Consider the following 26,802-nt stretch of genomic DNA (forward strand, 5'->3'; position numbering starts at 1 on the left):
GAATGGAAGGCGCCTGTTCAGTTCGCGGCCTGATCCGCTCCGGGCCGTGTGATTACCCCGCGGCCCTCACCGGACGGTTACCATGCGCCAGCCGCGACAAGAACAACACCAATTGCCAAGCCAAACGCCTCGACCTTCAAGCTCCACAGTTGGCGCATGACTTGCGCTGCGAGCAGGACAGCTCCAACGCGACATGTTCTGGCGAGGGGGGACAATCAAAACGTGAGGCGGGCGGATCAGTCCGACCGGCGCGCAGACTTCATAGGCTATCGATGCCCGTTTGCTTTCAAAACCGGCGCTACCAGGCCCGCCGGTTCACGCTGGCGGGCCATCGTGCTACAATTCACGAGCGATCGGCAGGCCTGGGCATCGCGTTGGTTGATTGGGCTTCCGAGGGGTCTGCACGTTTGCATTATTGACTCGGGCGTGAAGCATCCCGGTCAAGACGGGGCTCATGCCATTCTTTTCCTTGTCAAATATGGAGACTGGGAATGATTAGGCCGATTATATTCGCTTCCGTTGCTCTGGTTCTGGTCGCTGGCGCTGTACAGGCTCAGCAAGGCACGCCTCGCGACCCTCAAAAATTGGAAAAGTGCAGGCAGCTCGCTACCGAGCGTGGCTTCTCGAGTGCGGGCGGAGTTATGAAAGGACAAGGTCGCGCAAAACGAGAGTTTGTCATCAATTGCATGCGCGGCAGACAAAGCTAAGCAGGTTGCCAGCAGCTGTCCCGCTCGTCCAATATTAAGACGCTGCCGGGCTCGAAATAGCGGTCCCGGCAGCGTTTCATTCTCAAACTGAGCGCTGAAATCCCAGTCGGCTTGGATTGTGCAACGGCCATGCCATAGGTTTTGTGACACAAGCCCAGCGGGTTCACGCTGACGGGCGTCGCCTGGGATATTTACGAAATTACAAATTACAGCGCACTTCACTCGAAAGAGCCTGCTCCCTGCGTCGTTCCGCAGCTGCCATCAAGTGCACTGTCACCATAATACTGCATCGTGCAAGCGTCGCAAATTAAATATTAAGATAATAAACGTGATTTAAATATATTAAACCATGAACGAGATTTAAATTTGGACTAAGATGAGACCGTTTGGCGTCCGGACGGACGCGTCAAGGACCCTGCTGGAAGCGGCCCCATCATCCTGCCCCTACTTACGCCCCCAAGGATGCAAGGGCCGCTTCTAGGGCAAATTGTGAGGCGATTCATGCAGTTCTTGTCACTAGGTGATTTGTTTCTCATCTCGGCAGCAACGGGTACGCTCCTACTGATTGAGATCGGAGTCTTGATCATTGTGGGCGTGATCTGAGCCGGATGTTCTTCGGTCAATTTCGAATTTCGGCGCTCCCCAACCCGGTTGCACTTTCGCCGGAGAAGGGGGGTGCAATGTGATCAAGCAGCCTCATTTTGACTCGTATTCAATACCGGCACGCATCTGTTTTGGCATTGCGATGTTTGGCGGCGCTGCGCTCGTCTTATTCGCTATTACGAGCATGTATTTCCTGCACGACTGATCCTGGAACCGTTAACAGGCCTCGCCATTGGATCGGAATGCCTAGGCAAGTTGCAATTGCCTTATGGTCTCTAGGTGCCGCGTGCGTCGTCGCATTCGGTATAGCGGCGCTTGTCTCTCCCCATTAGCCCGGAACGGATCGTCTCAGCTGGCGGCCTCTTTCACGCCTATCATCGCAACTCGTCGGTTTCCCGATCGAAGTCAGGCCGAATGTCAGAGCCGCGGCTTCCACAAGCTACGCAAACGAACCGCGGCTCGATATCAGACAGCCGCATCTCATCGGCCCAGCGATTGGCATCCAAAGCAACGCGATGACGCAGTGGCAGTAGACCAGGATGCCGCGCACGCGCATGCTGCGCATCTCGCCGAAGGTGATCTTGATCGGCCGGCCGGCATGCGTAGCTGTACAACGTCGAGGAGGGTGAGGCATCCAGCATCGAAGCGCGACGCCGGCCAGAGTCAAATTGTCAATCCCTTGGGTCTCGGGTCGGCAGCGACATACAGTGCTTCGTGGGTGTGGAAAAACTCCAAGGAGCGGCGGCGCCCTAGATGGAGGGACTGAGGGATCCGCAGGGCTCACCGGTTTTTTTGAGCACGTGCCCGTGCAAGTTTTTGAGCACGTGCCCGTTCCAACAATGATGGTGCTTTTGGGAATAGACAATCAAAGCCATGATGACCAAAACCACTGCAACGCATCCGGCTACGACGTTCTGCATTGGAGCGCTCCAGAGCAGACTGTAATTGGCTAGTCGGACATCATACTGCGGGATCAGAAGCACAAAAGCCACCAAGCCACCGCGCGAAGATCTCACGGTGGCCGGTCTGGTCGGGCCGCCGGCGGAGCAGGGGGCCGCGAGGTGGCTCGCAAGCCCGGTTGAACACTTTCCCGCTTGGCTGGATCGGTTGCCAGTGCGTAGGATGGGGTGAGCTCTTGCGAAACCCATCGCCGGCAATTCTGTCGGTCACTCCGCGGTCCTTCGAGGATTGCTCCGACAATCGGTCGCGGATCGCAGCGGTGCTGATCGCAACGGGTGGTGGGTTTCCCAAGAGCTCAACCCATCCTACGTGCTGGAACTCAAATTGGCCCCACGCAAAGCCTATCAACCACCGTGGCTGCGGCCGCCACGCCCTCTGGAATGTCAATCATCGTTACCGGACTGACGCCTGGCACAGCGTATTGGTTTGATCTGGCCGTAAACGCCGCCGCCGGCACGGCATCGTTCTCCGCGATAAATTTCGAAGCGATGATAATCAAGAAGCTGTATGCGCGGCATGCCGTGACTGAAGGCAAAACTTCCCCGTGAGAAAGCGGGCAATGATCTTGTGCCTGTTCTCACCGATAGAGGCGAGGCCGATGGCGACCGCGTTGGAGAGAGCCACCGCGAGGACGAATACCGGCACTCCCCGGTCGGGAAGCAGCAGCCAAATCCCCACCATGATTGTGTGATGAACTAGGTAAAGCGAAAAAGAATAGTCAGCAAAAAATCCGATCGTTCGCTGCACCCTCTCCGAAGTGATCCGGTGTCTCCGTTGCGTCACTGCGACGATGCCGAGCACCACTGCTGTCAATAATGGATATCCAACAAAGCTGTATTCCTTGCCGGCGGGTGTGATCGCGACAAAAGCCACGGCGCTGACGAAAGCCAAGAGGGCTGCCGCGGGCAGCCGATAGGGCAGTCTTGCCACGACATAGATTGCGGCTCCGGCGAGCCAGAGCGAGAACAGGCCGCGGCCGACTCCATCGCTTTGGAAGGAGCCGAATAGGAAGTGAACCGGGGTCTGACCGAAAAACAACGCCACGGGCGCCAGCAGCGGGATTGTTCTGGGATTCCGACACATGAAGAACACTGACCCGGCGAACATATAGATATGCCACTCGATCGCCAGCGTCCAAAGCGGGCTGGCTGACCCGAATGCCGACCATTGCAGCGCGTTGGGAAATGCTCCGCGGTAGCCCTCCAGCATGAACAGATTGGCGATGAAAGTTTTCAGTGTGTAGTATCGTGCAATCGTCGGCTCGGCGGTCAGGTAAAGCACGAACCAATCAACGGCGACCACAAACATCAAGGCCGGGATGAGCCCCGAATAGATCCTGGCGAAGCGGTCAATGAAGAACTGCAGGAATCCATAATCCGGTTTTATCGACCGTGAAACGAGTGTGTGGGTAATCAGAAATCCCGAGAGCAGGAAGAACAGGAGAACGCCGACGTTTTGAATGTACGGGAGACCAGCCGGCCAAGCGCCGATGAAGAAGGAATAGGCGTGCCCCACACAGACCAACTGAGCTGCAACCGCGCGCAGCAGATCGAGCGTCACGGATGTGTCGTTCTTTGATCTGTCCAGGCTGAAGCTTATCCCCATGCGGTTCGAATAGCACAATGGGGACGCCGGTGCGCTCCCTCTAGGGGATAGATTTTAAGCACATCAGGTGTAGGCTGTCTGGTGGAGCGTGGAAACTCCCGCCAGCGGCCTTGCCGGGCTGTGCTGGCACCAGAGCGTTGGCAGGGCGATCCTTGCCGGGATCGAGATTCGCCAATGAAAAGAACGTGCCGATTGGCCGTCGGCGCGAACGGCACCACTGTGCCGGGAGAGCGACGGCTATACAAGACCCTTCGGGGAAAGGCCGTCGCGCATGGTCTCTGGCCATGTTTCCACCCTCCCGGCGCCAGTGCTGCCCACTGGCACCCGGCCGTGGAAAGCCGGTAAATCCAGAGAACCACCATGGCCATCGTCATACGACACTCAAACACCATAGCCCGAACTGTGGCCGTCCACCGGAGAGCTTTGCACGCGCTTGGCCAGACAAGAGCGGGCGAGAGAAAAGGCCCTCAAGAGGCTTGCCAGACTCAGGAGGGAGGCCGCCGCCGAAATCACGCGGCTGATTGCGTTCCTCGACGCATCAGATCCCTATGTCATGAACGAGTTGGAGGAGGAGTGCGAGGACGAGGGCGCCCATGCGAAGGCGGGGGCGGCGAGGAAGGCTGCGATAATTCGGGGATCATCCAGTCGGGCCCGTTAGGCACCTGCTTGCCGGCGGTAACCAGGCAAAGCTCGTACGCCATACGCATGGTTCAGAAGATAGGACTTTTCGCTGGCTTTACGAGTCAGGAACAAGTGGCAAATTGACGAATTGGCTTTCTGCTCCGGCGTCCCCAAAAGCCCCCCTGAAGCCGGAGCAGCCTCCAACGGCCTCAGCCGCCCAGCTGAGGCCGTCCTTCGGTAAGCTGCATGTCAGCGGGCGTTCTCCGGCCCAGAACAACTGAAATTATAACCAATCCGGCTTTGTTCTTCTCTGCGTGTATCCATAAACGGAGCACCCAGAAGAAGATCACCCGATTCGGCAGTTGCCTTGATCATTGCTCTTAGGCGGTGGCTACCGCTCTCGGCTGCCCGTGATTGCAAGCCGCGGATTTCCGCGATCGAAGTGTCGGGGATCGTGTCCCAAGGAGTGGTGTAGCTGATTAGCAAAGCCGCACGCGAAGCGCGCCCGATAAGCGCCGTAGCGAGCGGGCGGCTTTGCTAATCAGCTACACCACGGGGACACGATCCAGGGATTGCGGACACGAAGCCGGAGGCCCTTGGGAGGGCTATCCGCCATGCCAGCCAAGATATCGAAGAATCTACCGATTTTGGTGAGCGCGCTGGGGCTCGAACCCAGGACCCCGTGATTAAAAGTCTAATTCTGGCCATACCTATCAGCCATTTGATTTTGCTATTGGAATTGCCGAAAAGAGGACCAAGCCATTGAATTGCCTATAGACTTTATTGGACTTGTTTGGAAAGTGTAAGACACTAATTGACACGTGGCGCACTAATTTTGCGGACACGGGTGCGGACATAGTGCGGACACGGAGGACGGGACATGGCGCGATTGAAGGGGCTGACCGACGCGGCAATCAGGGATATCCCGGCACCGGCGGCCGGAAATAAAATCACGTATGACGGCGCGGTGCCGGGCTTTGGCGTACGCGTGACCGCGGCCGGCGCGCGATCGTTCGTCCTGACATATCGCACCAAGGCGGGCCGGGAGCGGCGCTTCACGATCGGCAGTTGCATCGACTGGAAAGCCGCCGCCGCCCGCCAGGAAGCCCGCGAGCTGCGCCGTCGGATCGATGTAGGAGAAGATCCGCTTGCCGATATCGAGGCCGACCGCTCGATGAAGACGGTCGCGGACCTTTGCACCAAATTCGTCGAGGAGTCGAAAGAGACCAACGCACCGAGCACCGCGGCCGCCTATGAGGCGCAAATCAACAACTGGATTCTGCCGGTGCTCAAGGCTGGCTTGCGCGTCGTCGACATCGAGCACGATGATATCCAGCGGCTGCACCGTAAGGTGACGCAGGAGGCCGGGCCATATGCCGCCAACCGCGTCCTCGCGCTGATCAGCCATATGCTGAATCGCGCCATCGTCTGGAACGGCTCGAAGCTTGATCGCGGATGGGCCATCGTGAACCCAGCGAAGGGCGTACAGCGCCATCCCGAGCACGGCCGCGAGCGCTACGTCGACCCGCAAACTGAGCTGGGCGGGCTCCTAAAGGCGCTGGCCGAGCACGAGGACCAGCAGGCGGCGAACATAATCAGACTGATCATGTTGACCGGCGCCCGCAAAGGCGAGGCGCTGGGGTGTCGATGGGATCAACTCCAATTCAGCCGTAGCCAGAACGGGGCAGCGGAAGGCACCTGGACCAAGCCGGGACATGCCACGAAGCAGCGCAAGGTCCATCGGACACCGCTCTCTGCGCCCGCGCTGGCGCTCCTGGAGGGCATCCGCGCCAAGGCCGAGGCCGAGGCGAAGGAGAAGGGCACCGAGTTGTCGCCGTGGGTATTCCCCGGTCGTGTCGGTGCCGGTGCTCAGCCGCGGCATTCGATCAAGGGCGCATGGGCCGAGATCCGCAAGGCGGCCGGCCTCGACGACGTTCGCATCCATGATCTGCGCCACAGCTTCGCAAGCGTGCTCGCGTCAAGCGGCAGCTCGCTGGCGATCATTGGTGCGATGTTGGGGCATAGCAGCCCGTTGACCACGAGCAGGTACGCGCACTTGTTCGACGACCCGTTGAAGGCGGCGGCCGATCGTGTTGGCGCCGTTGTCACCGGCGGCAAGTCGGCCGAGATCACCGACATCACCAAGCGCGGGGCGTGAGGCGTTCCAGATACGTTCACTGCTTAGCCGATGTTTTTTTCCGAGAATGACATTGCAACCGTTGGCGCCGTCCATATATTGCGGCCTATTCTAGCTGAGTGCCTTTCGATTTTCGTCCGGGTTTGGGGACGAAAGCCAAACACCGACCCAGCAAATACGGGGGCGGTATACCGAGACCGGGACTCTCGGGCTGAGATTTCACCCCCGTTGGAAGCTTGAGGGGGCAGCGGCAATTCGAAAGGCAGTCGGCGCACCGGAGTCAGGCAGGCGACGCCGGGGAAAGGAAACAGGTTTTTTCAACCTGGGTTCTCGCCCCGTGAGCAGTGCTGCGCGCGTTGGCGAGTCCCCTATCCCGGAGGACGTTCGCCACCATGGCCGACGACGTACCATCAATTCTTGCCGGCTACATCACGGAAGCCGAATTCGCCGCCAGCGCCGACATCACCACCAGAACCGTCTGCCGCTACCGCAATCAACCCGATGGCTTGCCGTTCCTGAAATTGGGCGGAAAGGTCCTCATTCCCGTTGAGGACGCTCGGGCATGGTTGCGGGCTCGCGTGGTGCATCCGAACGCACGGCGCACCTGATGGCCGGCAAGATCAAAGAAATCCCCGAGGGCGCGCGCGCGGCCTATGCCGGAAGATTTTTGCTGGGTTGGATCTTCGCGCGCGGCGAGGAATTCGTCGCGCTCAGGAACGACCGGACAATCCTCGGCACATTCCCCAGCGAGTTGTTGGCAAAAAATGCCTTGTGGGTCGGCGAGGACGTCGAACCGTGACTCCCGAATCCGAAATCGTCCAGACCGATGACGGCAAATATCAAATCGGCTTCGCCGACGATGCCGCCGGGCCATTCGAAACGAGGCAATTCGCAGAGGCCGTGGTGGCCGCCCATCGGCTCGCGCGGTGCGCGTGGTTGCGGAAAAATTCCAGACACCTGACGACGGAGGGAGCAGCATGAACGACAACGTCATCCGGTTTCCACACTTCGATGCCGCGGCATTCGAGGAGTCCGAGAAACGCCACAAGCGGCGCGAGGCGGCGGCGCGGGCGATCAATCGCACCGTCCGCAAGCATATTCTGCGGGGCTGCACGCTGACCGAGATGGTTGCCGAGTTGCGGCTTGAGGCCGAGACGATCGAGGCGGTGGGGATCGAGGATTTGCCGAGCGAGCTCGGGGGAGCAGTCTAACCCAAAAAAGAACCGGCGGAGTGGAGGCCCCGGCCGGCTCAAAAGGGATTATATGCGAGTCAGTACAAAACCACAAACCACCGCCGACATCAAGTCCGATCGTGCGCTGATAGCGCGCGGCCGCCTCAAAGAAGCTCGGCAATGGTTTGAGCATTGCGGATGGAAGACGCTTCCCAGGAACGACAGGCTGATGCCGATCCTTCGATGGGGCGCCGACCATGCCCACATGGCCGATCCAAGCGATCCGCGCCGCTCGGTCCGCCGCTGGTGCAGGAAGTGGGCGCCCCATCTGCCCGAGGCCGCCATAGATCAAATCATCTCCTACACCAAGGCCTCAAACAAACGTTGGTCGGCGGATCAGTGCGCGGCCGTTCTCAACATCACCGTGCGCGACCGCCACAAGCTCTCATTTCGTTTCATCGGTGCTTGCGATGACCCTGAGTATGAATTCAGGCTGGACATCTCGCGCGCCAAGGCTGCCGCAAAGTCTCGACGGCGTCGTGCCAAGAATTCGACGGGGCGGAAGCGCGGCCGTCCGAAGTCGACGGAGGCGAAACCGTGGGAATTGTTGGGCATCAGTCCGCGCACCTATTTTCGTCGAAAATCGCGCGGAAACGAAGCGATATCGCCGAAAAATGGCAGTGAAAATGCGTCCCCCCACTTAATAGATAATAGAAAGGGGGACTCAATTAGACTGCCACGCAAAGCGGGTCCGAATCCAACCCGTACCGTAGCAGACGAGGGGCGCAGTGCGCCGGCCTATCGGCCTAGCGTCGCCCTTACGGGCGCCGTTCTCGTCATTCCGCGTCTGCGGATGCACCTGCAATATTTCGAGGGGAAGGGCAGGACTGGCGAGGCCACGGCTACAACAACTCCGATGGAAGCGGGGCGATGATGTCAGCCTCACCCGCATCGTGCACATCGGAGAGTGCCATCAGGCTCGGCATGGGGGCGAGCATCGCTTCGCGAAGCTCTTCCGGCGAGCGCTACACGCTCGCGTTCTGCTCACCGCCTGGGGGCGCATGCGCGCCCCCCCGCCCCCCCGCACCTGAGAGTGACGAGAGAGCCGGGCATCACCCGCCACCGGCTCGCTTGTGCGCACGTCGACCCGTACCCCAGGCCATCCGCCCCCGGACCCGCCTCGAAGATACCGGCGCCAGGGCAGACGGCACACGCCACGGCGCCGCGCAGATCCAGTACCACCCAAAACCCCGACACGCAGGTGAGCCCGCTGGTGAGAGTTTGCGGTCGCGGACAACGTTTCGCGCCCGTGACCTAAACCAACGCACCACCGGGCACGCCAGCCGCAGCAAGCTGGCATCCGCGAAGAATTTCACAGGGACCGTTACGCGCCTCGGCCAGGTGCGCGGCGGGACCGTCCAGTCTTTCACTAACGCTGCGAAAAACGTTTGCGCGCTTGCTTGATCAGGGACCGACCCGTGAAAATAGCCCGATACCGTCGAAAGGGGTTCCGATATCGACCCCGTGCTTTGCGTAGGACGCTGCTCCTGATCCTGAATCGGCGCTCGCGGCTCTCGGCGGCAGAGATCGCCGTCATCGCCTTCACCGCGGGCCGACCAATCATCCGCCCCGTCCGCCGACAGCCGACAGCAAGTGAGCTGTCATCAACGCGCAGGGCCATCAGGAGGCTGATCGCCGCCGGCAAGGTCGAGCTGGTCGGACGGGTGCGCCGCAGCTCACGGCAGCGGTCCAGAAACATCTACATGCTCCACGCTCCACAAAGGGATTGAGAAAACCATGTCCAGGAAACCAAGACGCAAGGGCGCCACCCGCGCCGAATTCGCCGCCCACGTCGGGCTGACCGTGCAGCGCGTCGGTCAGATGATAGCCGGTGGGTTGGTCCCGCTGCACGAGGACGGCAGCATCGATCAGGACGCCGCCAGGCTCGCATACATCGACGGTCTCCGCAGCGGTGTCGGGCGGTCGGATTCGGCGCAGCGCGTGAATGACATCCGCGCGGAAGCGTTGAAGTTCAGGTTGGAGCGCGAGCGCGGCGAGTGGCTGCGCAAGAAAGAAGTCACTGAGGAATTTAACTTCGTGTTCCAGGAGATGGTCGCTGCTCTCCGTGGTTTGCCCGCTGCAGCGACGCGCGATCTTGAGACCCGAAAGAGCATCGAGAGCTATTTGGGGTTTGCCTGCGATCGGTTTAGGGCGCGGATGAGCGAGGTTGCCAACGGTGGCTTGCCAGAGGATGACTCTGAGGAGGACGACGGTGAGTAAAATCAAGTTCTGCGACGCCCTCAAAATCGTTCGCGGTGTCCGAGACGTTGCAATCGAGCAGGCTCTTGCGGAAGACGCCACGATCGAGGACATCGCGCGCGCGGGCCTCCTGGTCAGGAAAGTTACTACCTTCTGGCTGCAGTACGCCGACCCAGCGAACTATCAAGCAATCTTGCACGCCGAGGATGAGTACTTGGAGGCCCTATCGCTTCGTCTGATGGAGATCGACGAGGGCTCCGATCTGACCGTGTCAGCCATCGCTGCCGACGTCCTGCGACCGAGGCCGAAGTGACAGACGCCGCTCACGAGCACGTGACACCGGCGGCCGACGCGCTGGAGATCGAGGCTGGCGCTAAGCGTCGCCTCGCCGACGAGTACGACGCTGCGCAGGAGCGTGGTGAGGTACAACGTCGAGGCGGTGACGAAACTTCCAAAGCGGAAGTTCCGAAAGTGTCTGACATCGGCCTCACTCACAAAGACATCCACGAAGCCCGCCTCATCCGCGATGCGGAGAGGGAAGAGCCCGGTATCGTGAAGCTGCGTTCTCAAGAAGAACTCAGTAAGCCGACAGCCGCCGCCGACGTCACCGCCGCCGCCAAAGAGATCGAGCTGATCGCTATCCGGGCCGGCGCCGAACTATCGGCCGAGCATCTTCACGCGATTGCGGTCGCACTGCGACAACTAACGCTTCCTGCTCCGCGCCATGCCGAGCGAGACCGGCTGCTCATCGAATGCCGCGGCAGATTTTATAGCAGGTACAGCGACCACGCCGCCGCGCAGGACTTATGCGCATCATGGCGGAGATATGAAGCGACCGCCTGGATACGCGAGCGCGCGGCAGACGCTTGTCCGCAGCGTCACGTCGGCACCGAGCGGGAATTTTTTTGGCGCATGTTGCGCGCATGCCCGCGCTCGCTATCTGCTGACCGCGTCCGCAGAATTTTTGGGCGTTTGAGCTGACCAACGTCGAGCGGCAAGATGGGCTCAGAAATAAAATCGGAGCCCAAACTAAAATGGACGTGCTCGACATCAAGAGCGTTCCCGCTTTCGTCGCGGACCAAATTTTAAGCCTGCGCGACTTCGTCGGAGACCGGCACGCCGCACTGACCAGGATTAACGATGAACGGCGCCTCTCCTGGAGCGCGCGCGAGAAGGCCGAATCGAGTCTGGCCGAATTGAAGCGCAGATACGGCAAATTTCTCGACATAACGAAGCCGCCGGCATCCCAGCTTGATGAGGAAATCGCTCGTCATGCGGCAGTCGTTAGGCGATGCGACGCGCGGTCCGCCGAATTGTCGACCATGTGGCAAGGCGCCGATCGGCTCCGAATTGCTCTCGAAGACTACGTCAAAGAAAACGCCTCCGCGCTCGTACCGTTCGAGGGACCGACGCCGCAACTGCTCGATGGCGAAACCGCGCTGGTGGGCCTCGAACGAGTCGCGCGGCGCGTCCGATCGTTGCAAGCCGATCGTATCGCCATCTTGGCCGCGCCGTTTCCCTCCGCGCTCGCGAAGAAGCGCGTCAAGGCTCAGCTCGAAGCGTTGGCCGCTGGCGCTCGCCCTGACGTTGCAGACATCCTCGACCGGCTCGGCGAGGCCAAGTTTGCCACGGTCCCACTTCAGACGTTCGGAGATTCTGGGAATCATGTGGGGGTTAACTCAATCGACGTTCTCGGACTGCTCTCATGGCTATTTCCGAAAGAGTTTGAGGCGCGATTGGCAAAGGAAATCGACGGCCAGGCAGAGGACGACGTCGCCTTGGACCCGGCGCAGCGCTCCGCGAGGCTGGCTGTGGTCGACGCGGATCTGTTGACGTCCGAGCGCGAGGAAGCCGCATTCGCCGAATTGGCCGGCCAGTTTCCGCGCGCCGACATCGATCCGCGCGCCGCACTGAAGCTGGCCGACTCCGCTCCGGCGCCAAGGCGCGACTGAAACCCCCAATCAACGGAAGGAGTCGACGTCGGCAAGTTGTATTCGTCATGGTCTCGCTTGTCGGCGCCCCGGCGCCGCGCGATTTTATGGGGCCACCTCCCCCTGGGTTGATCGCGCGGCGCCATCTTTTGGGAGTTTAAAATGGAACACGACTACTCGATGTCGATTGACGATTGCCCACGCTGCCGCGAGTTGCGCAGCCTCGTGCACGACATGAATGCGCCACCCAGCGAATGCCGCGCGTGCATCGAGTTTGGACGTGAACGATCGAGGACGTCGCGCGGTACGCACATTCCAGGAATCGCCAGCGCATCCGCCGGCAACATCCGCGGTCGCGTTGTAGACGCTGATGCCGTGAATTCGCGTGACAATTCCGCCACCGGGCACACGTTTTCCCCGACCCGGAAAGCAACCGATAGCATTTCCCTTTCCCGCGCCCGAGAAGCCGCTATGGCCGCAGTCGACAAGCGACGCGCCGCGGCGGCTTCTTGGGATGACGTAGTCGCAGAAGTGAATCGCCAGATCAAAAGGTAAGCGCGCGCATGTCGAAGGTCATAACCGCCACCGCTGTCATCAGCGCGAAAGATTCGACGGGCAACACGTTCGACAAGCTCGCGTCGAAATTCAAGAGCGTTGAGAAAACCGCGAAGGCGTTGGAGGGCGTTCGGTTTTCCGGAATGGGCGACGACTTGGAAAAACAGCTACGCCGCTTGCGAGTCGCCGAGAAGGATATCGCGGCAATCTCGAAGGAATACGGGAATTTCTACGAGAAGGTGTTCGCGGGGCCTCGGGACCGGCGGCCATCGATCATGTTCGATCCGAATTCGCAGCACAACAGGATGTTGCGCCAATGGCGAACGCAAGTCGTCGGCCATTATCAGGCAATAGCCGATGCGCAGGACGATGCCGAGAAATCGGGCAAGCGGTTTTTCGCCACTGCAGGCGCCGCCGCGCTCCGCTGGGGCCTGCTTGCCGGCGGTGTCGGCAGCACCGCGTACATGGCAAACAGGGCCGCGCGCTTCACGTTCGACAAAACGAAGGAACTGAGCCGCGAGAGCACGAAGCAGCGCCAAGCCGGTCTCACTCAGGCGCAGAGCGACGCAATTTCGGAGGAGGCTGACAGACAATCGGCGCTTTACCCGAGCGTGTCACGGACTGAATTTCGAGCTGCGGGCCGAGAGGCAACCATGCAGCTCGGCAATGCCGAAGCCGGACTTGCGATGATGCCGACACTCGGCAGATTTATGACATCCGGCAAGGTGCTCTGGGGATCGGACCGTATCGACGAGCAGATGCGCAAGGCGCTGCAAGTTATCGACGCCCGCCAGATCACGGACCCGGCACGCGCGTCCAATTTGCTGGACGCCTTGCTGCGGGCATCGCAGGTCGAGGGAGGCGCGGATTATTCGGCCGCGGATCTGCGCAGTGCAATTCGATACGGCCGCGACATGACGCGAGGCCAGTCGGATAGATTCATTGCTTCGGTGCTGCCTTCGTTAGGCGTCGACATGGGCTTCACCCAAGCCGGCACGGGTCTAGCCTCGATGCACTCGGCACTGATAGGCGGCCGCCAGAAGCAGGAAGCGGCATCGTTTCAGCGCGCGGTTGGTCTACGCGACGACACCGGCCTAGTCGGGCAGGGCGTCTTTGCGCGAGATGTCGACAAATGGTTTGACGAGTACTTTATCCCGGCGATGCAGAAGGCGAAGGTCGACACCAGCGACCCGGCGGCGGTCGCGGCATTCAACGCGAAGTTCTTCTCCAATCGAACGGCCGCGGACGTGGCCGGCAACCTCGTGTCCGGCCAGGCGCAGCGCATGCGTCGTCGTGAACAGCAGGAGCGCGCCACCGGCATGTCCGGAGCGGAGAACCTGCACCGTCAGGATGTCGGAGTCGCGCTCGAAGCAGTCAGCACGCAACTGGCGAATCTCGCCTCGAATGCGAAAGTTGCGGAAGCGTCGATCGGCACGCTCAACACCGTGATGGGCGCGCTGCAGAAATTTAACGGCGCAGTGTCTGGCGGTGAGCACTCGGGACTGTTCAAAATTCTGAGCGACTTCGGTACGGCGGCCGGCCGAACCATGTCAGGAACCGGACGCGATATCGAGGCGATCGGGAATGCGATCGTTGCCGCCGACAAGTTCATGGAAAATGCGCCGTCCTGGATTGCAGGCGCCGCGCGGTCTGGTGCCAACAACAATCCGCGAGTCGGGGGCGGGAGGGGCTGGCCGTCGTCGACCGATGCGGTGCCGTTCGTGCAGGGGTCCGACGCCGCAACGTATTCGCCAGCCGCTGGCCGCTGGGTCTCGGGCAACCCGCGCACCGGCGGCAATCGGATGCTCGCTCCGCCGTCATTCCCGGCGCCCGAGGTGTCACCAACGATGACCTACGGCACCGGCGCAAGCCAAGTCACTGCGCAAGTCACGGGCGAAGTTCACGGCACCGGCACGCTTGACGTCAACGTGAACGCCGGCTCGACGTTGATCGAAGTGGTAAGGCGCGCTGAAGCCGTCATAGCCCTCGCGGGCCACATCTCCAGCAACGGCCCCGGCTCGACTGGCAAGAGCAGCCCAGACGCGGCGGCGCCGTCCAATCCTCGCCCGGACTCAACCTGGAATCTGGCGCCATGACCCGACGACGCAGCACGGAAGAGCGCCTGAAGGAGCTGGAGTATCTGGTCGACGACGTGACGCGGCGGAACATGGTCGTTCAAGCGTTGTTTGCGACGTCGCTCGGCATGCTGCTGCGGCAGATTCCCGATGCATTGCGCGCCGAGATGATGCGCGAGCTGCGGGCCTGCACGTATTTCGAAACAAGCGCGCCAGATCCGCTGCGAGCTGAAACGGCCGCACTGGAGTTGGAGGAATCTTTCGACGGGATGCTCGACATGGTCGAGCACATAGCACGAGCTACACAACAATGAAGATTGGAACGTTGAGGAAGTTTGACGAGGTGCGGGGTTATGGCTTCATCCGTCCCGACGAAGGCGACTCTGATTTCTTCGTTCACATAAAGGCCTTTCAAAAGATCGGCGTTGTTCCAGAAATCGGAATGCGCCTCGAATTTGAAGAGTGGCCGACCAAGGACGGCCGCCGCCGGGCAGGGCGGCTGTTTCCCGAGCAACACGGAGAATAAGCCATGCGTTTCGGTGTAGGCGTCAAATTTCCAATCCCCAATGCCATCGCCCTGGTCGGCAAAGCGTTTGCGCGGAGCCGCATGACGGCCGCCTCGATCGGCAAAACGCCGCTGGCGGGCAAGATAGCATCGCGCCTCGCATTCCGCTCGGCGCTAGGCAGCGTCCCGGTCATCACGTCGACCTCATTTACGATCGGCTCCAATCTCGGCTTCGACGCGCTCATTGGGCACGTAGACGCCACCAACAGCCCGACGTCATATGCAATCACAGCCGGGAATCCCTCGGGCTATTTCGCGCTGTACAACACGGGAAATCTTCGCACGGGCCTCTCGGCCGCTCCGCCTGATGGCGTCTACAACCTCACAGTCACAGCGTCGAACAGCTACGGCACGAGTCCTGCCAAGTCCATCGGCGTGACGGTCGGCACGGCGCCGGCCGTGGTAGGTACAACGTTCAATCTGTCGCTTCCCGCCACGTCCGGCGCGCACGTCGGCACGGTCACGGCGACGGGCGGCACGCCCACCGCATGGTCCATCACAGCGGGCAACTCCGCCGGCTATTTCGCGATCGACAATTCCGGCCTGATCACCGTCACGTCGGCCGGCGCCTCTGGCCTGACCGCTCAGACCTATGGCCTGACGGTGCAGGCGACCAACGCGCTCGGCAGCAACACCGGCAGCGTTAGCATCGTCGCCTCGGCCGTCGCGAGCCCAGGTGACGGCTCGGCAAATGCTCCGTCAGGAGCGGCGCAATTCCCGAGCCTCTTGAATGCAATGGCCGCGCGTCCTCCGTGGAGCGTTGCCGGCGTGGACTACCGCACCGGCATCAACACCGGCGTCACGCTGAAAGATCCAGCGACCATTTCCATCGCAGGTGTCGACGTGGACACCGGCTCGCGCGTCGTCACGATTCTCGGCGATAACGTCGTTATCGACGCCTACGACTTCTCGACGGGCGGCGGTTGGTCTCTCAACATTGGAAGCGGCAGCCAGATCGGCGGCAGCAACGCCATCATCACGAACTGCAAATTCAGATACAACACGCTTTGGATTCGCAACCAGCCAGGCGCCGGAAATCCCGGCACGACAATCAGGTACTGCGAATTCGACGGCGGCGTCACGGGCGTTGACTCGAACGCTCCCGAATTTCTCATCGACTACAGGGCGAACGGGGACCACATCTTCGAATATAACTGGGTTCATAACGTGGCATGCGACGTCTTCGGCATCTCCGAATATTACGATGACGGCACGATCTCGAAGTGGACGTGCCGTTTCAACGTGATGAACGACTCCGGCTACAACTCCGCCATAGGTTGGCACCCGGACTGGGTTCAGACCTATGGCGGAGCGATTACCGAGATCGACTTCTCATACAACACTTTCGCCGAGATCTCCGGCGGGGGCGCTGTGCAGGGCGTCTGCGGCGATCCCGGCGGGCCTTGGTACGGCGGCGCGATTCACCACAACACGTTCTATTGCGGCGACAGCGTCCACATAAACTTCTTCGTGACGCCGTACACGCCCGGCAGCCAACTGATCGACGTGTCCAACAACTACGCTCGCCTCAAGGCCGGCGGCTTTGGAGGGACGGGCGTCGTTTTCAACTATCCCGGATCGGAAGCCGACGGCAACTTCCACGACAACGTCAACATGTCGACCGGCCACACGTTCGGATCATGGAGCGTCGGCGGAACGCCGCCGTGACGATGGACTGACACAAGCATCAATCTCGCAACCCCTCAGGAGGGCATTTTTGGAATGAGCGCAACATTCGTCAGCGCCTGGTCAGAAAGGCAGATCAGCGGCGCGTCATCATTCAGCATCTCATTGTCGCTTACCGCCGGAAACTCGGCGGTCCTGATCGGATCGCAGGACAAAGGCAGCCCGCTTCCGACCTCAGTCGTTACCGATGGCGGCACTGGTAGCGATGCCTTCACGCTGACCAGCGTCACCGGCACGAGCGCGAGTTCATTCAGGTACTTTGTCTACTTCCTGCCAACGCTCAGTGATAGCCGGACTGGCGTCACGCTGACCTGGGCCTCCGGGGTTCCATTCGCCGACGCCTTCCTGTGGCAGTTCTCAGGGCTCGCAAGCCCCGTGCTTGATGCCGGCGTGGTTGGCACCGGATCAGGGTCCGGGGATGTATCAACATCCTCGACGGGCACGCTGGCCTCGGCCGACGAGTTCGCCGTCGTCTATGGCTGCTCTGCGGTCGAAATTCTTGCCGTTCCTTCGCCGTGGACCAGTGATGGCCGTATTCCAGACACGGGGAGCCGTGGGGGCCATCAGATCCTGACGGCGAACACTGCCATCCAGGGCACTGTGACCAATGACTCCGGCGAATATGTCGTGGTCGCCGCAACCTTCAAGGGCGCCTCCGGCACGGACGTGCTGATGCCGCAGATTTGGATGTGAGAAACATGGCCAACGCAACCATTATCCTCAAGAACCCGATCGAAGGCCCGGTGACTGACCCGACGTCGGGCGAAAGCCGCATCTCGCAGATCAAGGAGATCGTGCTTCGCGAGCCTAAATATCGAGACGTCATGCTTCTCGGCGAACCCGCATCGTTGGCTCGCAGCGAGGGCGGCATGCTCTACCAGGCCGAGAAGGACGACGTTGTACAGGCCTATATCGAGCGCCTGATGGTCGTCCCGCAGGATCGCGCGTTGCTGGAGCAGGTGTCTCTTGCAGATGCGCTCCAATTGAAAGAGGCGGTTTTCGGCTTCTTCCAAGCGGCGCGGAAGGCTATCACGCCGCCCGCGGCGCCTCCGGCATAAGAGAGCCGCGGGAGGGGACATGGCGCGGCGTCGATCGGAGGACGACGAGGACGGCGGCTGCGAATCGGGGCCTATCCCGGCCTCGATTCACGCGTGGGCGCGCGAGCCGTGGCCAGGGAAGCTGCAAGCGGTCCTCGACGCGCTGGAAATTGACGCGCTCGACGAGGGCTCGCGGCTGTACCTTCAACGACAATTGCATATCGGCAGCCTATTCAACGTCGACCGCTCCGGGCATGTCGTCCTAACACTGCGTTGCATCACGGAGTCGGAGGGCAACAGCGGCGCGCTGGCCGAGTTGCCAATCAGAGCGGTCTCGGGCGCAATCGGGCCGTATGCCGACCGCGGCCTCGCACTGATCGAGGCATTCGATTCCATCCCGCTGCTAGGCATCCTGGAGCAGATGCGCGCGCTGGATTTTTTTTACGCGAAAGAGGCGCAAGGTGCGCTGGAGCGGATCTTGACGCACAAACTGCGGCGTATGCTCTCGCCGCCGCAGCCCGAGGCTACGCCCAAACCGGACCTGAGGGCGCTCAACAAAGCGGCGCGCTTAAAGCTGGTTGAGCAGCGGGTGGAGCTGGGGCGCCAGTTGCTAGAGCTGCGCGAGGCCAACCCCAGCAACGCCGCCTTTAGTCGCGCCGTTCGCAAGCAATTCGGGGATATTTACGAAACCAACTTTGTTTGCAAACTCCAGCGTGTTGCCAAGCGCTACGGAGATCGTCCGGAGATGTTCGTTGCCGGCTGGCAGGCGCTGGTTCAACTATCTTCGCCGCTCACGAAGCCCGAGCTGCGACGGAAGGCGGAGGCCCGGATAGCGGCTGGCGGGCGCGTCACGGGAGCCGGCATTGCTCGGGCGCGTATGGGGTTAGGGCTTTGACTTCGCCTTCAGGCCGAGCAGGACAAGCCGCCGGATTGCCTCGGATCTGGCTGGCGCGTCTTCCTGCTTCGCGGCCCATGCGTCGACTGCCGCCTTCAGGTCATCCGATAGGCGGATGGCGGTAACGGGATCGCGGCCGGTCGCCGGCCTGCCACGTCTTTTTGGTATTACATGAATTGACTTCGCCATAGAATGCGTAGTACCTTAATTGCCGGCCGAGGGGAAGGGGTTTTCCGCCTCGGGCAACCACAACAACGGAGGACGTTTCCATGACAGACCCAATCTTTGCGTTGATCGAGAAAGACCGCGTCGCGCGCGCCGCCTTGGCGGCGGCCTGCAAACAGCACGCCGCGGCCGAGAATGCCTTCGGCGTGGGCTCGAAGCATCCCAGGATCACTGAGGCCGAGAGTGCCATGGATCGTGCCGGCGATGCGCTGGAGGATACAGCCGCCGCGCTGGCCAATGTCGAGCCAACCACGATGGCGGGCCTGCTCGCCCTTATCGATTATGCCTTGAACGGCGACACCGACGGGGAGGCGTGGCCCGATCTCGAATCCGACGACGACGGTCGCCTGCGTCACTGGTACTTCTTTTGCCTCCAGAACGTTTCCGGTGCGCTGCGGAACCTCGGAGTGGCGGCATGAGCAATCATCAGCAACATCTCGAAGGTATCGACCGAAGCCTCGCCGACATTGCGGTGATGGGACAAGTCGCGATGCGGTCGGCCCAGAATCTCCAGAAGGACGATTCCGGCGGTTACTACCGGCTGGCGGAGGAGGAGACGTCCACGCTGCTGTTTAGCGTTCACGACGTCTTGGACCGGATCGAGAAGCTGCGAGCCAACCTCGTGCCAGAGAACGAGGCGGGGCCGGACGCTGGGACGGTCGACGAGGCAGATCCCGAGGCCGGCATGAATACCCACCCGACCCCGAAAGATGATGTTCTCGACGGGATATGGTGCCTCGAACAGATGACGCTCGTCGGGATTCGGTTGCTCGACGGCGCCTCTGTTTCTAAAGATGCAGAGGGTTTCGACGCCATCTCGTTTTGCCTTCATGAGCTGCTTGAGCGCATCCAAAAACTGGATCGCACCGCGAGGCAGATCCCGAGGCCGGCGTCATCATAGACGGGTCCGGTCGAGACCCGCCAATATTCCCCAAGTGAAAAGCCCGGCCTTCGCGCCGGGCTCTTTTTTTCGGTCTGGGCGGCGTCCCTAGCTCTGCGCCTCAAGGCATCTCTCGATGCACCTCATGGCCCAAGCATTGCCCGACAGCTTGGCTCCTCGGGCCGCCTCGTCGACGCGCTGCTTTAGAGAGGCTGGCACGCGGATGTAGATGGTGGCTGCTGGCTCCGCTTCCGCTGATGCTTCCGGAGGGTCTTCAAATGGGTTGTGGAAGACCTCCACCTCGCCTTCGAGCATCCACTGGTGCGCCTGTTCGGGACTCAGCGGCTCGAAGACGTGCGTTACCTTTTGCTCCATGGCCGCGGCGCGCTGATTCCAAACTTGCGCCGTAACCTCGACGTCAACGAAATAGGCGCCTCCGCGCGTTTGATAGAGCGTACCAAATCGCTCGTCATCATCACCCTCCCACCGGCTTTCGGCCAGAGCAGTTGAGGTTTCTGTGTTGTAGGTGACACCGTTCACAATGCGCTTCATTGTCAGTCCTCCTGAATATGATTGCACCTATTGTGCAGTTACATGCAAGCATGTAATGGGCGCCAATGTCAACCTCACATGCAAGCATGTAATGGGAGATTAGCTGCTAGCGCCACCAGCGAGGAAATCGGGAGGCCCATGCGGACACGGTGCGGACACGAGGTCGGCGGCCCTTTGAGGGGTCATCCGACAGGCCGTACAAGATATTGAAGAGTTTGCAGTTTTTGGTGAGCGCGCTGGGGCTCGAACCCAGGACCCCGTGATTAAAAGTCACGTGCTCTACCGGCTGAGCTACGCGCTCCCATGGCCGCCGATGGCTTCGAAAAGAGATCGCCATCGTGTTCGGTCATTTCGAGAAGCATGTCTTGCCGCAACGCTCGACTTGCGGTGCGGGGAAAACCGGCCGTTTCCGGATCATGCTGTCGGCCCGCGCTGTGTAGGGGGAGTGGCCGCGGAGGTCAATAGTGCCGGCCGCTGCCAAAGTTCATGGCGGGAGCGGGGATTCGCTCGCGCCATCCGCAGCTTAAGCTGGAATTCTCAACCTGATTGGCGGGCCGCCATCCACTCTGAAGAGCGAGGATAGCCTGCCGGCCGTCACTTCGTCTCCCGCCGCATCTCGCTCGGCACGGCTTGCGGCGCGCCAACGGGCGGCAGCGCGACTGGGCGCAGGCCGATCAGCTCTGCGGTTCGGATCGCGCTGTCGTGCCAGAACTGGAACGAGTTGATGCGGCTGAGCTCGAGGATGGCGATGGCGACCGCGGCCAGGAACGGCAGGCTTTGCAGCACCAGGACGCCGGCGAAGATGTAGATCTCGGTGATCTGCCGAAAGCTGTTGGAGGCGACCAGCACGCCGGCGCCGACCACGAGCAGGGTGCCGATCACGGCCTCCCAGAACGCCTGGAACTCGATCGACATCCTGGACAGGCCGCCCTTGGAGGTGCGGGCGAAGGCGATGTGCTCGGTGATCAGGCCCTGCGCCACCGCGCGCGACACCGTCCACTGCACGCTCATCGCGGCGATCATAGCACCCAGCATCTGGCCGGGCTTGATCGCGACGCGGGCGCGGTACATCGACAGGAAGTGGGCCAGCGAGACGATGAAGGCGCCGATGATCGGCAGCGTCAGGATCTTGTCGGGGATGGCGATGTCGGCGAAGGCGACGATCGGCACCCAGACGAGGTTGAGCAGCGCCACCACCACGCCGAGGCTTTCGGCGCCCAGCCAGTTCAGCCAGCCGAGGCCATATTCGCGCCTCTGGTCGGGCGTCAGCCGGCTCGCACCCGGCAGGAAGCGGCGCCAGTGCTTCTTGACGATCTGCAGGCCGCCATAGGCCCAGCGGTGCCGCTGCTTCTTGAAGGCCTCGTAGGTGTCGGGCAGCAGGCCTGCGCCATAGCGCGTGTTGGTGTAGTGCGTGGTCCAGCCAAGCTCCTGGATCGCAAGGCCCAGATCGCTATCCTCGCAGATCGTGTCGCTCGACCAGCCGCCGGCCATGTCCATGGCGGCGCGGCGGATCAGGCACATCGTGCCGTGCACGATGATGGCGTTGGCCTCGTTGCGCTGGACCATGCCGATGTCGAAGAAGCCGGCATATTCGCCGTTCATGATGTAGTGCATGATCGACAGATCGCCGTCGCGATGTTCCTGCGGCGCCTGCACGAGGCCGACGCGCGGGTCGGCGAAGGCCGGCACGAGATCCCTAAGCCAGTCGGGCTCGACGACATAGTCGGCATCGAGGATGCCGATGATCTCGGCATCGGCGGCGGTGCGGTCCATTGCGATGCGCAGCGCGCCGGCCTTGAAGCCCTGCACCTTCTCGGCGTTGATGAACTTGAAGCGTTCACCGAGCGCGCGGCAATGATCCTGGATCGGCTGCCAGAAGGCGGGGTCCGGCGTGTTGTTGATGATGACCACGCATTCGTAGTTCGGGTAGTTCAGCCGCGACAGCGCATCCAGCGTCTGCTTGAGCATCTCGACCGGTTCGAAATAAGCGGGGATGTGGATCGAGACCTTCGGATAGTAATTCTCGGGAACGTTCGCGACCGGCTTGCCCTTGCCGAGCAGCCGCTGCGGCGGCCGGCCGAAGGCGACCGCTGCAATCTCGTCGATGCGCGCCATCGCAATGAGAACAAGAGGAACAAGGAGGATCATGCCGAGCGTCAGCGCGAAGGCCGAGCCGAAGATGAAGTAGTGGCTGTTCCAGAACGCGAACACGGTCGCGGCCCAGGCGCCGACACCGTTGGCGGTCGCCGACAGCAGGAAGGCCTGTTTCGCGGTCGCTTTCTCGATCCGCAGGATCGGCAGCGACAGCAGGATGCCGACCAGCAGCGCGATGCCCATCAGCTTCCAATAGTCGGGGTTTTCCACCGGGCCGGTCCAGGCGAATTTCGGCTCGCGGCTGGCGTTGAGGATGCCCCAATACGGACCGACGCCGCCTTCGAAATATTTCCAGGGCTGATCGATCGCCTCGACGATGTTGTATTCCATGCCGATGGCTTCGGCGCGGGAGACGAAGTTGCGCAGGACCAGCGCCTGCTGGAACGGGCCCGGGTCGGCGTTGCGCAAATTGTAGCCCTGGCTCGGCCAGCCGAACTCGGCGATCACGATGCGCTTGCCGGGGAACAGGTTGCGCAGCAGGTTGTAGCGGTCGACGGCCTGGTCGACCGCCTGGTCCGAGCGGAAGTTTTCCCAATAGGGCAGCACGTGCGCAGCGATGAAATCGACGTTGGAGCCGAGGTCGGGATTGTCGCGCCAGATGTTCCAGATCTCGCCGGTGGTGACGGGCACGCGGACCGCGCCCTTCACCTTCTTGATCATCTCGATGAGGTCTTCGACCTTCTGCTCGCCGCGGTAGATCACCTCGTTTCCGACCACGACGCCGACGACGTTGCTGTTCTTGCGGGCGAGCTCGATGGCGGCCTTGATCTCGCGCTCGTTGCGGTCCTTGTCCTTGTCGATCCAGGCGCCGACGGTGACCTTGAGGCCGAACTCGGCCGCGATCGGCGGCACCAGTTCCACGCCGCCCGTGGACGAATAGAGGCGGATCGCGCGCGTCATCGTCGACAGCGTCTTCATGTCGGCGCGGATTTTTTCGACGGTCGGAATGTTGTCGATGTCGGGGTGGGCCGAGCCCTCGAACGGCGCGTAGGAGACGCTGGGCAGGAGGCCGTTGAAATCGGGCGCGGGTTCCCTGTCGCGCAAGACTCCCCACAGCCCTGCATGGAGCGCAGACACGAGCAACAGAACGGCGGCGACAACGCGCATCGCGGCTAAACCAAAAGGGGCTGAGGTGGCAGGGAAGCGGATCCGACCCCGAGATCCGACCGAGTCCGCGGCAAAGGGAGCATAACTCTGCCGCGCGGTTTCACAACTGTCATGGCCTCATGTCCTTATGAGGGCATGCCTTTTCGAACGACGCGCGGCAGTGCCAACCGTCTCTATGGCCGATCGTTCCTGAACGACAGCTGAAACGAGCAGTGACTATTCAAGACCTTGGGCTATTTCGGGGGCGCCGGCGAGGGGCTTGCCGCAGGCGAGGGGCTCGCGGCCGGCTGCGGCGCCGGCGAATTGGCTGCCGCCGGTGCCGCCGGCTGGGAGGCCGCGGCCGCCGCCTGCTGCGGCTGGGCGGCCGGGTTGATCCAGCATGCGTGCACGCGGCTGTCCAGAGTCTCGGCCACCTTGGGATCGATCTGGGCGCCGAACCGGGTCAGGCAGCGGAAGGCGGCCTGGATGTGGCCGCCGGGACAGCCGAAGCGGTCGTAGAGGTCGAGATGGCGGAACGCGGTATCGAGGTCGTCGCGCCACATCAGCCGGACCACGCGCCGGCCGAGCCAGACGCATTCGGGATTGCCGGCCGGACCGTTGATCACCTTGGCTGCTTCGGCGAACTCGTCGGTGCGGCGCTGGTTCTGGGCGGCATCCTTGGCAGCGTCGGCGGGCTGGGCGGCGGCCTTGCCCTGGTCGGGGGCTGGTGCGCCGCTCTGGGCGGAGGCGCCGCCAACACCAGTCAGAACGAGCAAGGAGGAGACGGCCAAGGTGGCGGCGAACTGCCGCAGGACCGCGTTTCGTAACTCGAACACCCGTTGCCGCATGAATTCCCCAATGTATCCGCTGCCGTCCGCGTCAGGATCCCGCGGACGCGCCGGTGATGGCGTCCAAATGGGTCTCCAATGCGGCGGAAAAGTCTTTCGGAGTCCATGACCTGTATTTCGAATTTTGTCCAGCAAAGTCACGATCCTACAGCCCGGTCGAACAGCCCGGCCGCATTCCTTTGGGGGAGGAGCGGATCCGCAGAGTGGATCGGCATTTGGGCACCCCCTTGGCAGACGGCGTGCAAGCAGGTAATCGACGGGCCCTTCGCGGAGGACGGGACCGATTTCTCTTCGTACGCCACTGGCGCTTCTGCTCGTTTCACTGGGTGTGATCGCTGCCGTGTGGTGGTGGTTGGCGACGCCAATCACGCTCGCGCGCGCTCCGATCGATCCCGCCGAGAAGGTCCAATGCGTCTCCTACGCGCCGTTCCGCGGCGAGCAGTCGCCGCTGAACGCTTGGACTCACATCGAGGCCGAGCAGATCGAGCAGGATCTGCGCCAGCTCAAAGAGATCACCGACTGCGTTCGCACCTATTCGATGGAGAACGGGCTCGACCAGGTGCCGGCGATCGCCGCCAAGGTCGGCGGGCTGAAGGTGCTGCAGGGCATCTGGCTCTCCAGCAACCGAGCCAAGAACTTCGCGCAGGCGGCGCTCGCCGTGCGCCTCACCAAGGAATTCCCGGACATCATCACCGCAGTCATCGTCGGCAACGAGGTGCTGCTGCGCGGCGAGATGACGACGGCGGACCTCGTCTCGATCATCCGCCTGGTGAAGGCGCAAGTCAGCGTGCCCGTCACCTATGCCGACGTCTGGGAGTATTGGCTGAAGAACCGCGAGGTCTCCGACGCCGTCGACTTCGTCACGATCCACATCCTGCCTTATTGGGAGGATTTCCCCATCAAGGCGAAATTCGCTGCCGCCCATGTCGAGTCGATTCGCGAGCGCATGGCGGTGGCGTTTCCCGGCAAGGAGATCCTGATCGGCGAAACCGGCTGGCCGAGCGAGGGCCGTATGCGCGACGGCGCGCTGCCGTCGCGCACCAACCAGGCGCGCGTCGTCTCGGAAATCCTGAGCCTTGCGAAGGCGCAGAAGTTTCGCGTCAATCTGATCGAGTCCTACGACCAGCCGTGGAAGCGCAAGCTGGAAGGCACCGTCGGCGGCTATTGGGGCCTGTACGACTCGGTGCGGCGAAATCTGAAATATCCGCCCGGCCAGCCGATCAGCAATTTCCCGTACTGGAAATGGTACATGGGCGCCGGCATGGGCCTCAGCGTGCTGGTGTTCGCGGTCGCGATGGTCACGCTGCGCCGGCGGCCGTGGACGCCACGCTTCTCGGCCTGGCTCGGCGTCGGCATCTCGGCGACGACGGCGGGTATCCTGCTCGGGATCGGCGCCGACAAAATGTATTACGAGAGCTACGGCATCGGCGGCTGGCTGCTCTGGGGCGCGCTGCTGCTCGCCGGCATCCTGTCGCCGATCTTCTGCGCACAGGCCATGGTGATCGGCCGCAGCCTTCCGACCTTCCTTGATCTGCTCGGCCCGCGCGAGGGCCGGAAATGGTCGAAGCTCACCGCCGTTCTCGGCCTGACGCTGGCGGTCACGGCGGTGATCGCGGCGCAGACCGCGCTCGGCTTCGTGTTCGACCCGCGCTACAAGGATTTTCCCTACGCCTCGCTGACGATGGCGGTGGTGCCGTTTGCGCTGCTGATGCTGAACCGGCCGCAGGTCGGCCAGCGTCCGATCGCGGAATCGGTGTTCGCGGGCGTGCTGACGCTTTCGGCCGCCTATGTGCTGGTCAACGAAGGCCGCTACAATTGGCAGTCGCTGTGGACCTGCGCGATCTATCTGTTGTTCGCGCTCACGCTGTGGCGGGCGCGGGCCGAGCAAATCCGAGAATGAACAGGCCGATCGCCAGGCCCGACAAAACGACATTGTAGAGCACGATGCCGAGACCGGCGGCGACGATGCCGACGGTGAGCAGCACGATCGACGGCCGCATCAGGTTCAGCGTCGCCACCACCAGAGCGACGATGCCGAACACCGAATTCTTGAACAGGACGGTCGCAACCGATCGCGCCTTGCAGATCGCGGTCTGCAGGCCGGCGTCGCAGGCGAGCGCGACCGTCGAGAGCTCGATGCCGAGATAGCGCAAGTAGCTGGCATAGCCGACGGCGACGAAGCCGACGACGATCAGGAACTGCACCTGGTAGGGCGTGAGGCGAAAAGGCTTCTTTGTCATGGGGGCAAT

The 26,802-nt window shown here is 61.9% G+C and carries 26 protein-coding genes and 1 tRNA gene; 21 read left to right on the top strand and 6 right to left on the bottom strand.

Features of this window, described 5'->3' with window-relative positions:
- Positions 1-2,765: 2,765 nt before the first annotated feature.
- Positions 2,766-3,830, bottom strand: coding sequence for an acyltransferase family protein (locus XH87_RS12490; RefSeq protein ID WP_271587496.1), 1,065 nt, complete (start codon positions 3,828-3,830; stop codon positions 2,766-2,768).
- 478 nt (positions 3,831-4,308) lie between these two features.
- Here XH87_RS12490 and XH87_RS12495 point away from each other — a divergent pair, with 478 nt between their 5' ends.
- The 20 genes from XH87_RS12495 (at position 4,309) to XH87_RS12590 (ending at position 19,934) form a co-directional block, all read left to right on the top strand.
- Positions 4,309-4,533 carry a hypothetical protein gene (locus XH87_RS12495; RefSeq protein ID WP_271587497.1) on the top strand — a complete coding sequence of 75 codons (225 nt, stop codon included), beginning with the start codon at positions 4,309-4,311 and terminating at the stop codon, positions 4,531-4,533.
- 843 nt (positions 4,534-5,376) lie between these two features.
- Positions 5,377-6,654, top strand: coding sequence for a tyrosine-type recombinase/integrase (locus XH87_RS12500; protein WP_442868264.1), 1,278 nt, complete (start codon positions 5,377-5,379; stop codon positions 6,652-6,654).
- A 371-nt stretch (positions 6,655-7,025) separates the two neighbouring features.
- Positions 7,026-7,241, top strand: a complete 216-nt coding sequence (locus XH87_RS12505) for a hypothetical protein (RefSeq protein WP_271587499.1) — start codon at positions 7,026-7,028, stop codon at positions 7,239-7,241.
- Complete coding sequence (locus XH87_RS12510; protein ID WP_271587500.1) at positions 7,241-7,432, top strand: hypothetical protein; 192 nt, start codon at positions 7,241-7,243, stop codon at positions 7,430-7,432. Before XH87_RS12505 ends, XH87_RS12510 begins: the two co-directional genes overlap by 1 nt.
- Positions 7,433-7,610: 178 nt before the next feature.
- Positions 7,611-7,844, top strand: coding sequence for a hypothetical protein (locus tag XH87_RS12515; RefSeq protein WP_271587501.1), 234 nt, complete (start codon positions 7,611-7,613; stop codon positions 7,842-7,844).
- Between the two features lie 52 nt (positions 7,845-7,896).
- On the top strand, positions 7,897-8,739 hold the full coding sequence (locus XH87_RS12520; RefSeq protein ID WP_271587502.1) for a hypothetical protein: 843 nt from the start codon (positions 7,897-7,899) through the stop codon (positions 8,737-8,739).
- 863 nt (positions 8,740-9,602) lie between these two features.
- Positions 9,603-10,085, top strand: coding sequence for a hypothetical protein (locus XH87_RS12525; protein WP_271587503.1), 483 nt, complete (start codon positions 9,603-9,605; stop codon positions 10,083-10,085).
- Positions 10,078-10,377, top strand: coding sequence for a hypothetical protein (locus tag XH87_RS12530; protein ID WP_271587504.1), 300 nt, complete (start codon positions 10,078-10,080; stop codon positions 10,375-10,377). The genes XH87_RS12525 and XH87_RS12530 overlap by 8 nt, the downstream gene beginning before the upstream one ends.
- Positions 10,374-11,045, top strand: coding sequence for a hypothetical protein (locus XH87_RS12535; RefSeq protein WP_271587505.1), 672 nt, complete (start codon positions 10,374-10,376; stop codon positions 11,043-11,045). Before XH87_RS12530 ends, XH87_RS12535 begins: the two co-directional genes overlap by 4 nt.
- 53 nt (positions 11,046-11,098) lie before the next feature.
- On the top strand, positions 11,099-12,016 hold the full coding sequence (locus tag XH87_RS12540) for a hypothetical protein (protein WP_271587506.1): 918 nt from the start codon (positions 11,099-11,101) through the stop codon (positions 12,014-12,016).
- A gap of 141 nt (positions 12,017-12,157) precedes the next feature.
- Positions 12,158-12,550: a hypothetical protein gene (locus XH87_RS12545; protein ID WP_271587507.1), complete on the top strand. Its 393-nt coding sequence runs from the start codon at positions 12,158-12,160 to the stop codon at positions 12,548-12,550.
- A gap of 8 nt (positions 12,551-12,558) precedes the next feature.
- Entirely contained in the window at positions 12,559-14,646 is a 2,088-nt protein-coding gene (locus tag XH87_RS12550) for a hypothetical protein (protein WP_271587508.1), read from the top strand.
- Positions 14,643-14,939, top strand: a complete 297-nt coding sequence (locus XH87_RS12555) for a hypothetical protein (RefSeq protein WP_035715011.1) — start codon at positions 14,643-14,645, stop codon at positions 14,937-14,939. The genes XH87_RS12550 and XH87_RS12555 overlap by 4 nt, the downstream gene beginning before the upstream one ends.
- Positions 14,936-15,151, top strand: a complete 216-nt coding sequence (locus tag XH87_RS12560) for a cold-shock protein (protein WP_035715014.1) — start codon at positions 14,936-14,938, stop codon at positions 15,149-15,151. The genes XH87_RS12555 and XH87_RS12560 overlap by 4 nt, the downstream gene beginning before the upstream one ends.
- A gap of 3 nt (positions 15,152-15,154) precedes the next feature.
- Complete coding sequence (locus XH87_RS12565; RefSeq protein ID WP_271587509.1) at positions 15,155-16,858, top strand: cadherin repeat domain-containing protein; 1,704 nt, start codon at positions 15,155-15,157, stop codon at positions 16,856-16,858.
- Between the two features lie 54 nt (positions 16,859-16,912).
- Complete coding sequence (locus XH87_RS12570) at positions 16,913-17,569, top strand: hypothetical protein (protein ID WP_271587510.1); 657 nt, start codon at positions 16,913-16,915, stop codon at positions 17,567-17,569.
- 5 nt (positions 17,570-17,574) lie between these two features.
- Positions 17,575-17,934, top strand: a complete 360-nt coding sequence (locus XH87_RS12575) for a hypothetical protein (RefSeq protein ID WP_271587511.1) — start codon at positions 17,575-17,577, stop codon at positions 17,932-17,934.
- A gap of 19 nt (positions 17,935-17,953) precedes the next feature.
- Positions 17,954-18,808, top strand: a complete 855-nt coding sequence (locus tag XH87_RS12580; RefSeq protein ID WP_271587512.1) for a hypothetical protein — start codon at positions 17,954-17,956, stop codon at positions 18,806-18,808.
- 269 nt (positions 18,809-19,077) lie between these two features.
- Positions 19,078-19,452 carry a hypothetical protein gene (locus tag XH87_RS12585; protein ID WP_271587513.1) on the top strand — a complete coding sequence of 125 codons (375 nt, stop codon included), beginning with the start codon at positions 19,078-19,080 and terminating at the stop codon, positions 19,450-19,452.
- Positions 19,449-19,934, top strand: coding sequence for a hypothetical protein (locus XH87_RS12590; protein ID WP_271587514.1), 486 nt, complete (start codon positions 19,449-19,451; stop codon positions 19,932-19,934). Before XH87_RS12585 ends, XH87_RS12590 begins: the two co-directional genes overlap by 4 nt.
- Before the next feature lie 87 nt (positions 19,935-20,021).
- On the opposite strand, the gene XH87_RS12595 is transcribed toward XH87_RS12590, so the two are convergent.
- The 4 genes from XH87_RS12595 to XH87_RS12610 all read right to left on the bottom strand — a co-directional run bounded on the left by XH87_RS12595 (position 20,022) and on the right by XH87_RS12610 (position 24,553).
- The gene (locus tag XH87_RS12595) at positions 20,022-20,465 is read right to left on the bottom strand and encodes a hypothetical protein (protein WP_271587515.1); all 444 of its coding nucleotides are present in this window, start codon (positions 20,463-20,465) and stop codon (positions 20,022-20,024) included.
- 225 nt (positions 20,466-20,690) lie between these two features.
- A tRNA-Lys gene (locus XH87_RS12600) sits at positions 20,691-20,766 on the bottom strand.
- Positions 20,767-21,059: 293 nt separating this feature from the next.
- Complete coding sequence (locus XH87_RS12605; protein ID WP_271587516.1) at positions 21,060-23,726, bottom strand: glycosyltransferase; 2,667 nt, start codon at positions 23,724-23,726, stop codon at positions 21,060-21,062.
- Between the two features lie 233 nt (positions 23,727-23,959).
- Positions 23,960-24,553: a beta-1-3, beta-1-6-glucan biosynthesis protein gene (locus tag XH87_RS12610; protein WP_271523026.1), complete on the bottom strand. Its 594-nt coding sequence runs from the start codon at positions 24,551-24,553 to the stop codon at positions 23,960-23,962.
- Between the two features lie 340 nt (positions 24,554-24,893).
- Between XH87_RS12610 and XH87_RS12615 the strand changes: the two genes are divergently transcribed.
- Entirely contained in the window at positions 24,894-26,453 is a 1,560-nt protein-coding gene (locus tag XH87_RS12615; RefSeq protein ID WP_271587517.1) for a glycoside hydrolase family 17 protein, read from the top strand.
- Here the strand turns inward: XH87_RS12615 and XH87_RS12620 are convergent.
- Positions 26,413-26,793 carry a hypothetical protein gene (locus tag XH87_RS12620; protein ID WP_271587518.1) on the bottom strand — a complete coding sequence of 127 codons (381 nt, stop codon included), beginning with the start codon at positions 26,791-26,793 and terminating at the stop codon, positions 26,413-26,415. The genes XH87_RS12615 and XH87_RS12620 overlap by 41 nt on opposite strands.
- Positions 26,794-26,802 lie beyond the last annotated feature (9 nt).

Origin of the sequence: Bradyrhizobium sp. CCBAU 53415, assembly GCF_028128735.1 — a bacterium.
Lineage (GTDB): Bacteria > Pseudomonadota > Alphaproteobacteria > Rhizobiales > Xanthobacteraceae > Bradyrhizobium.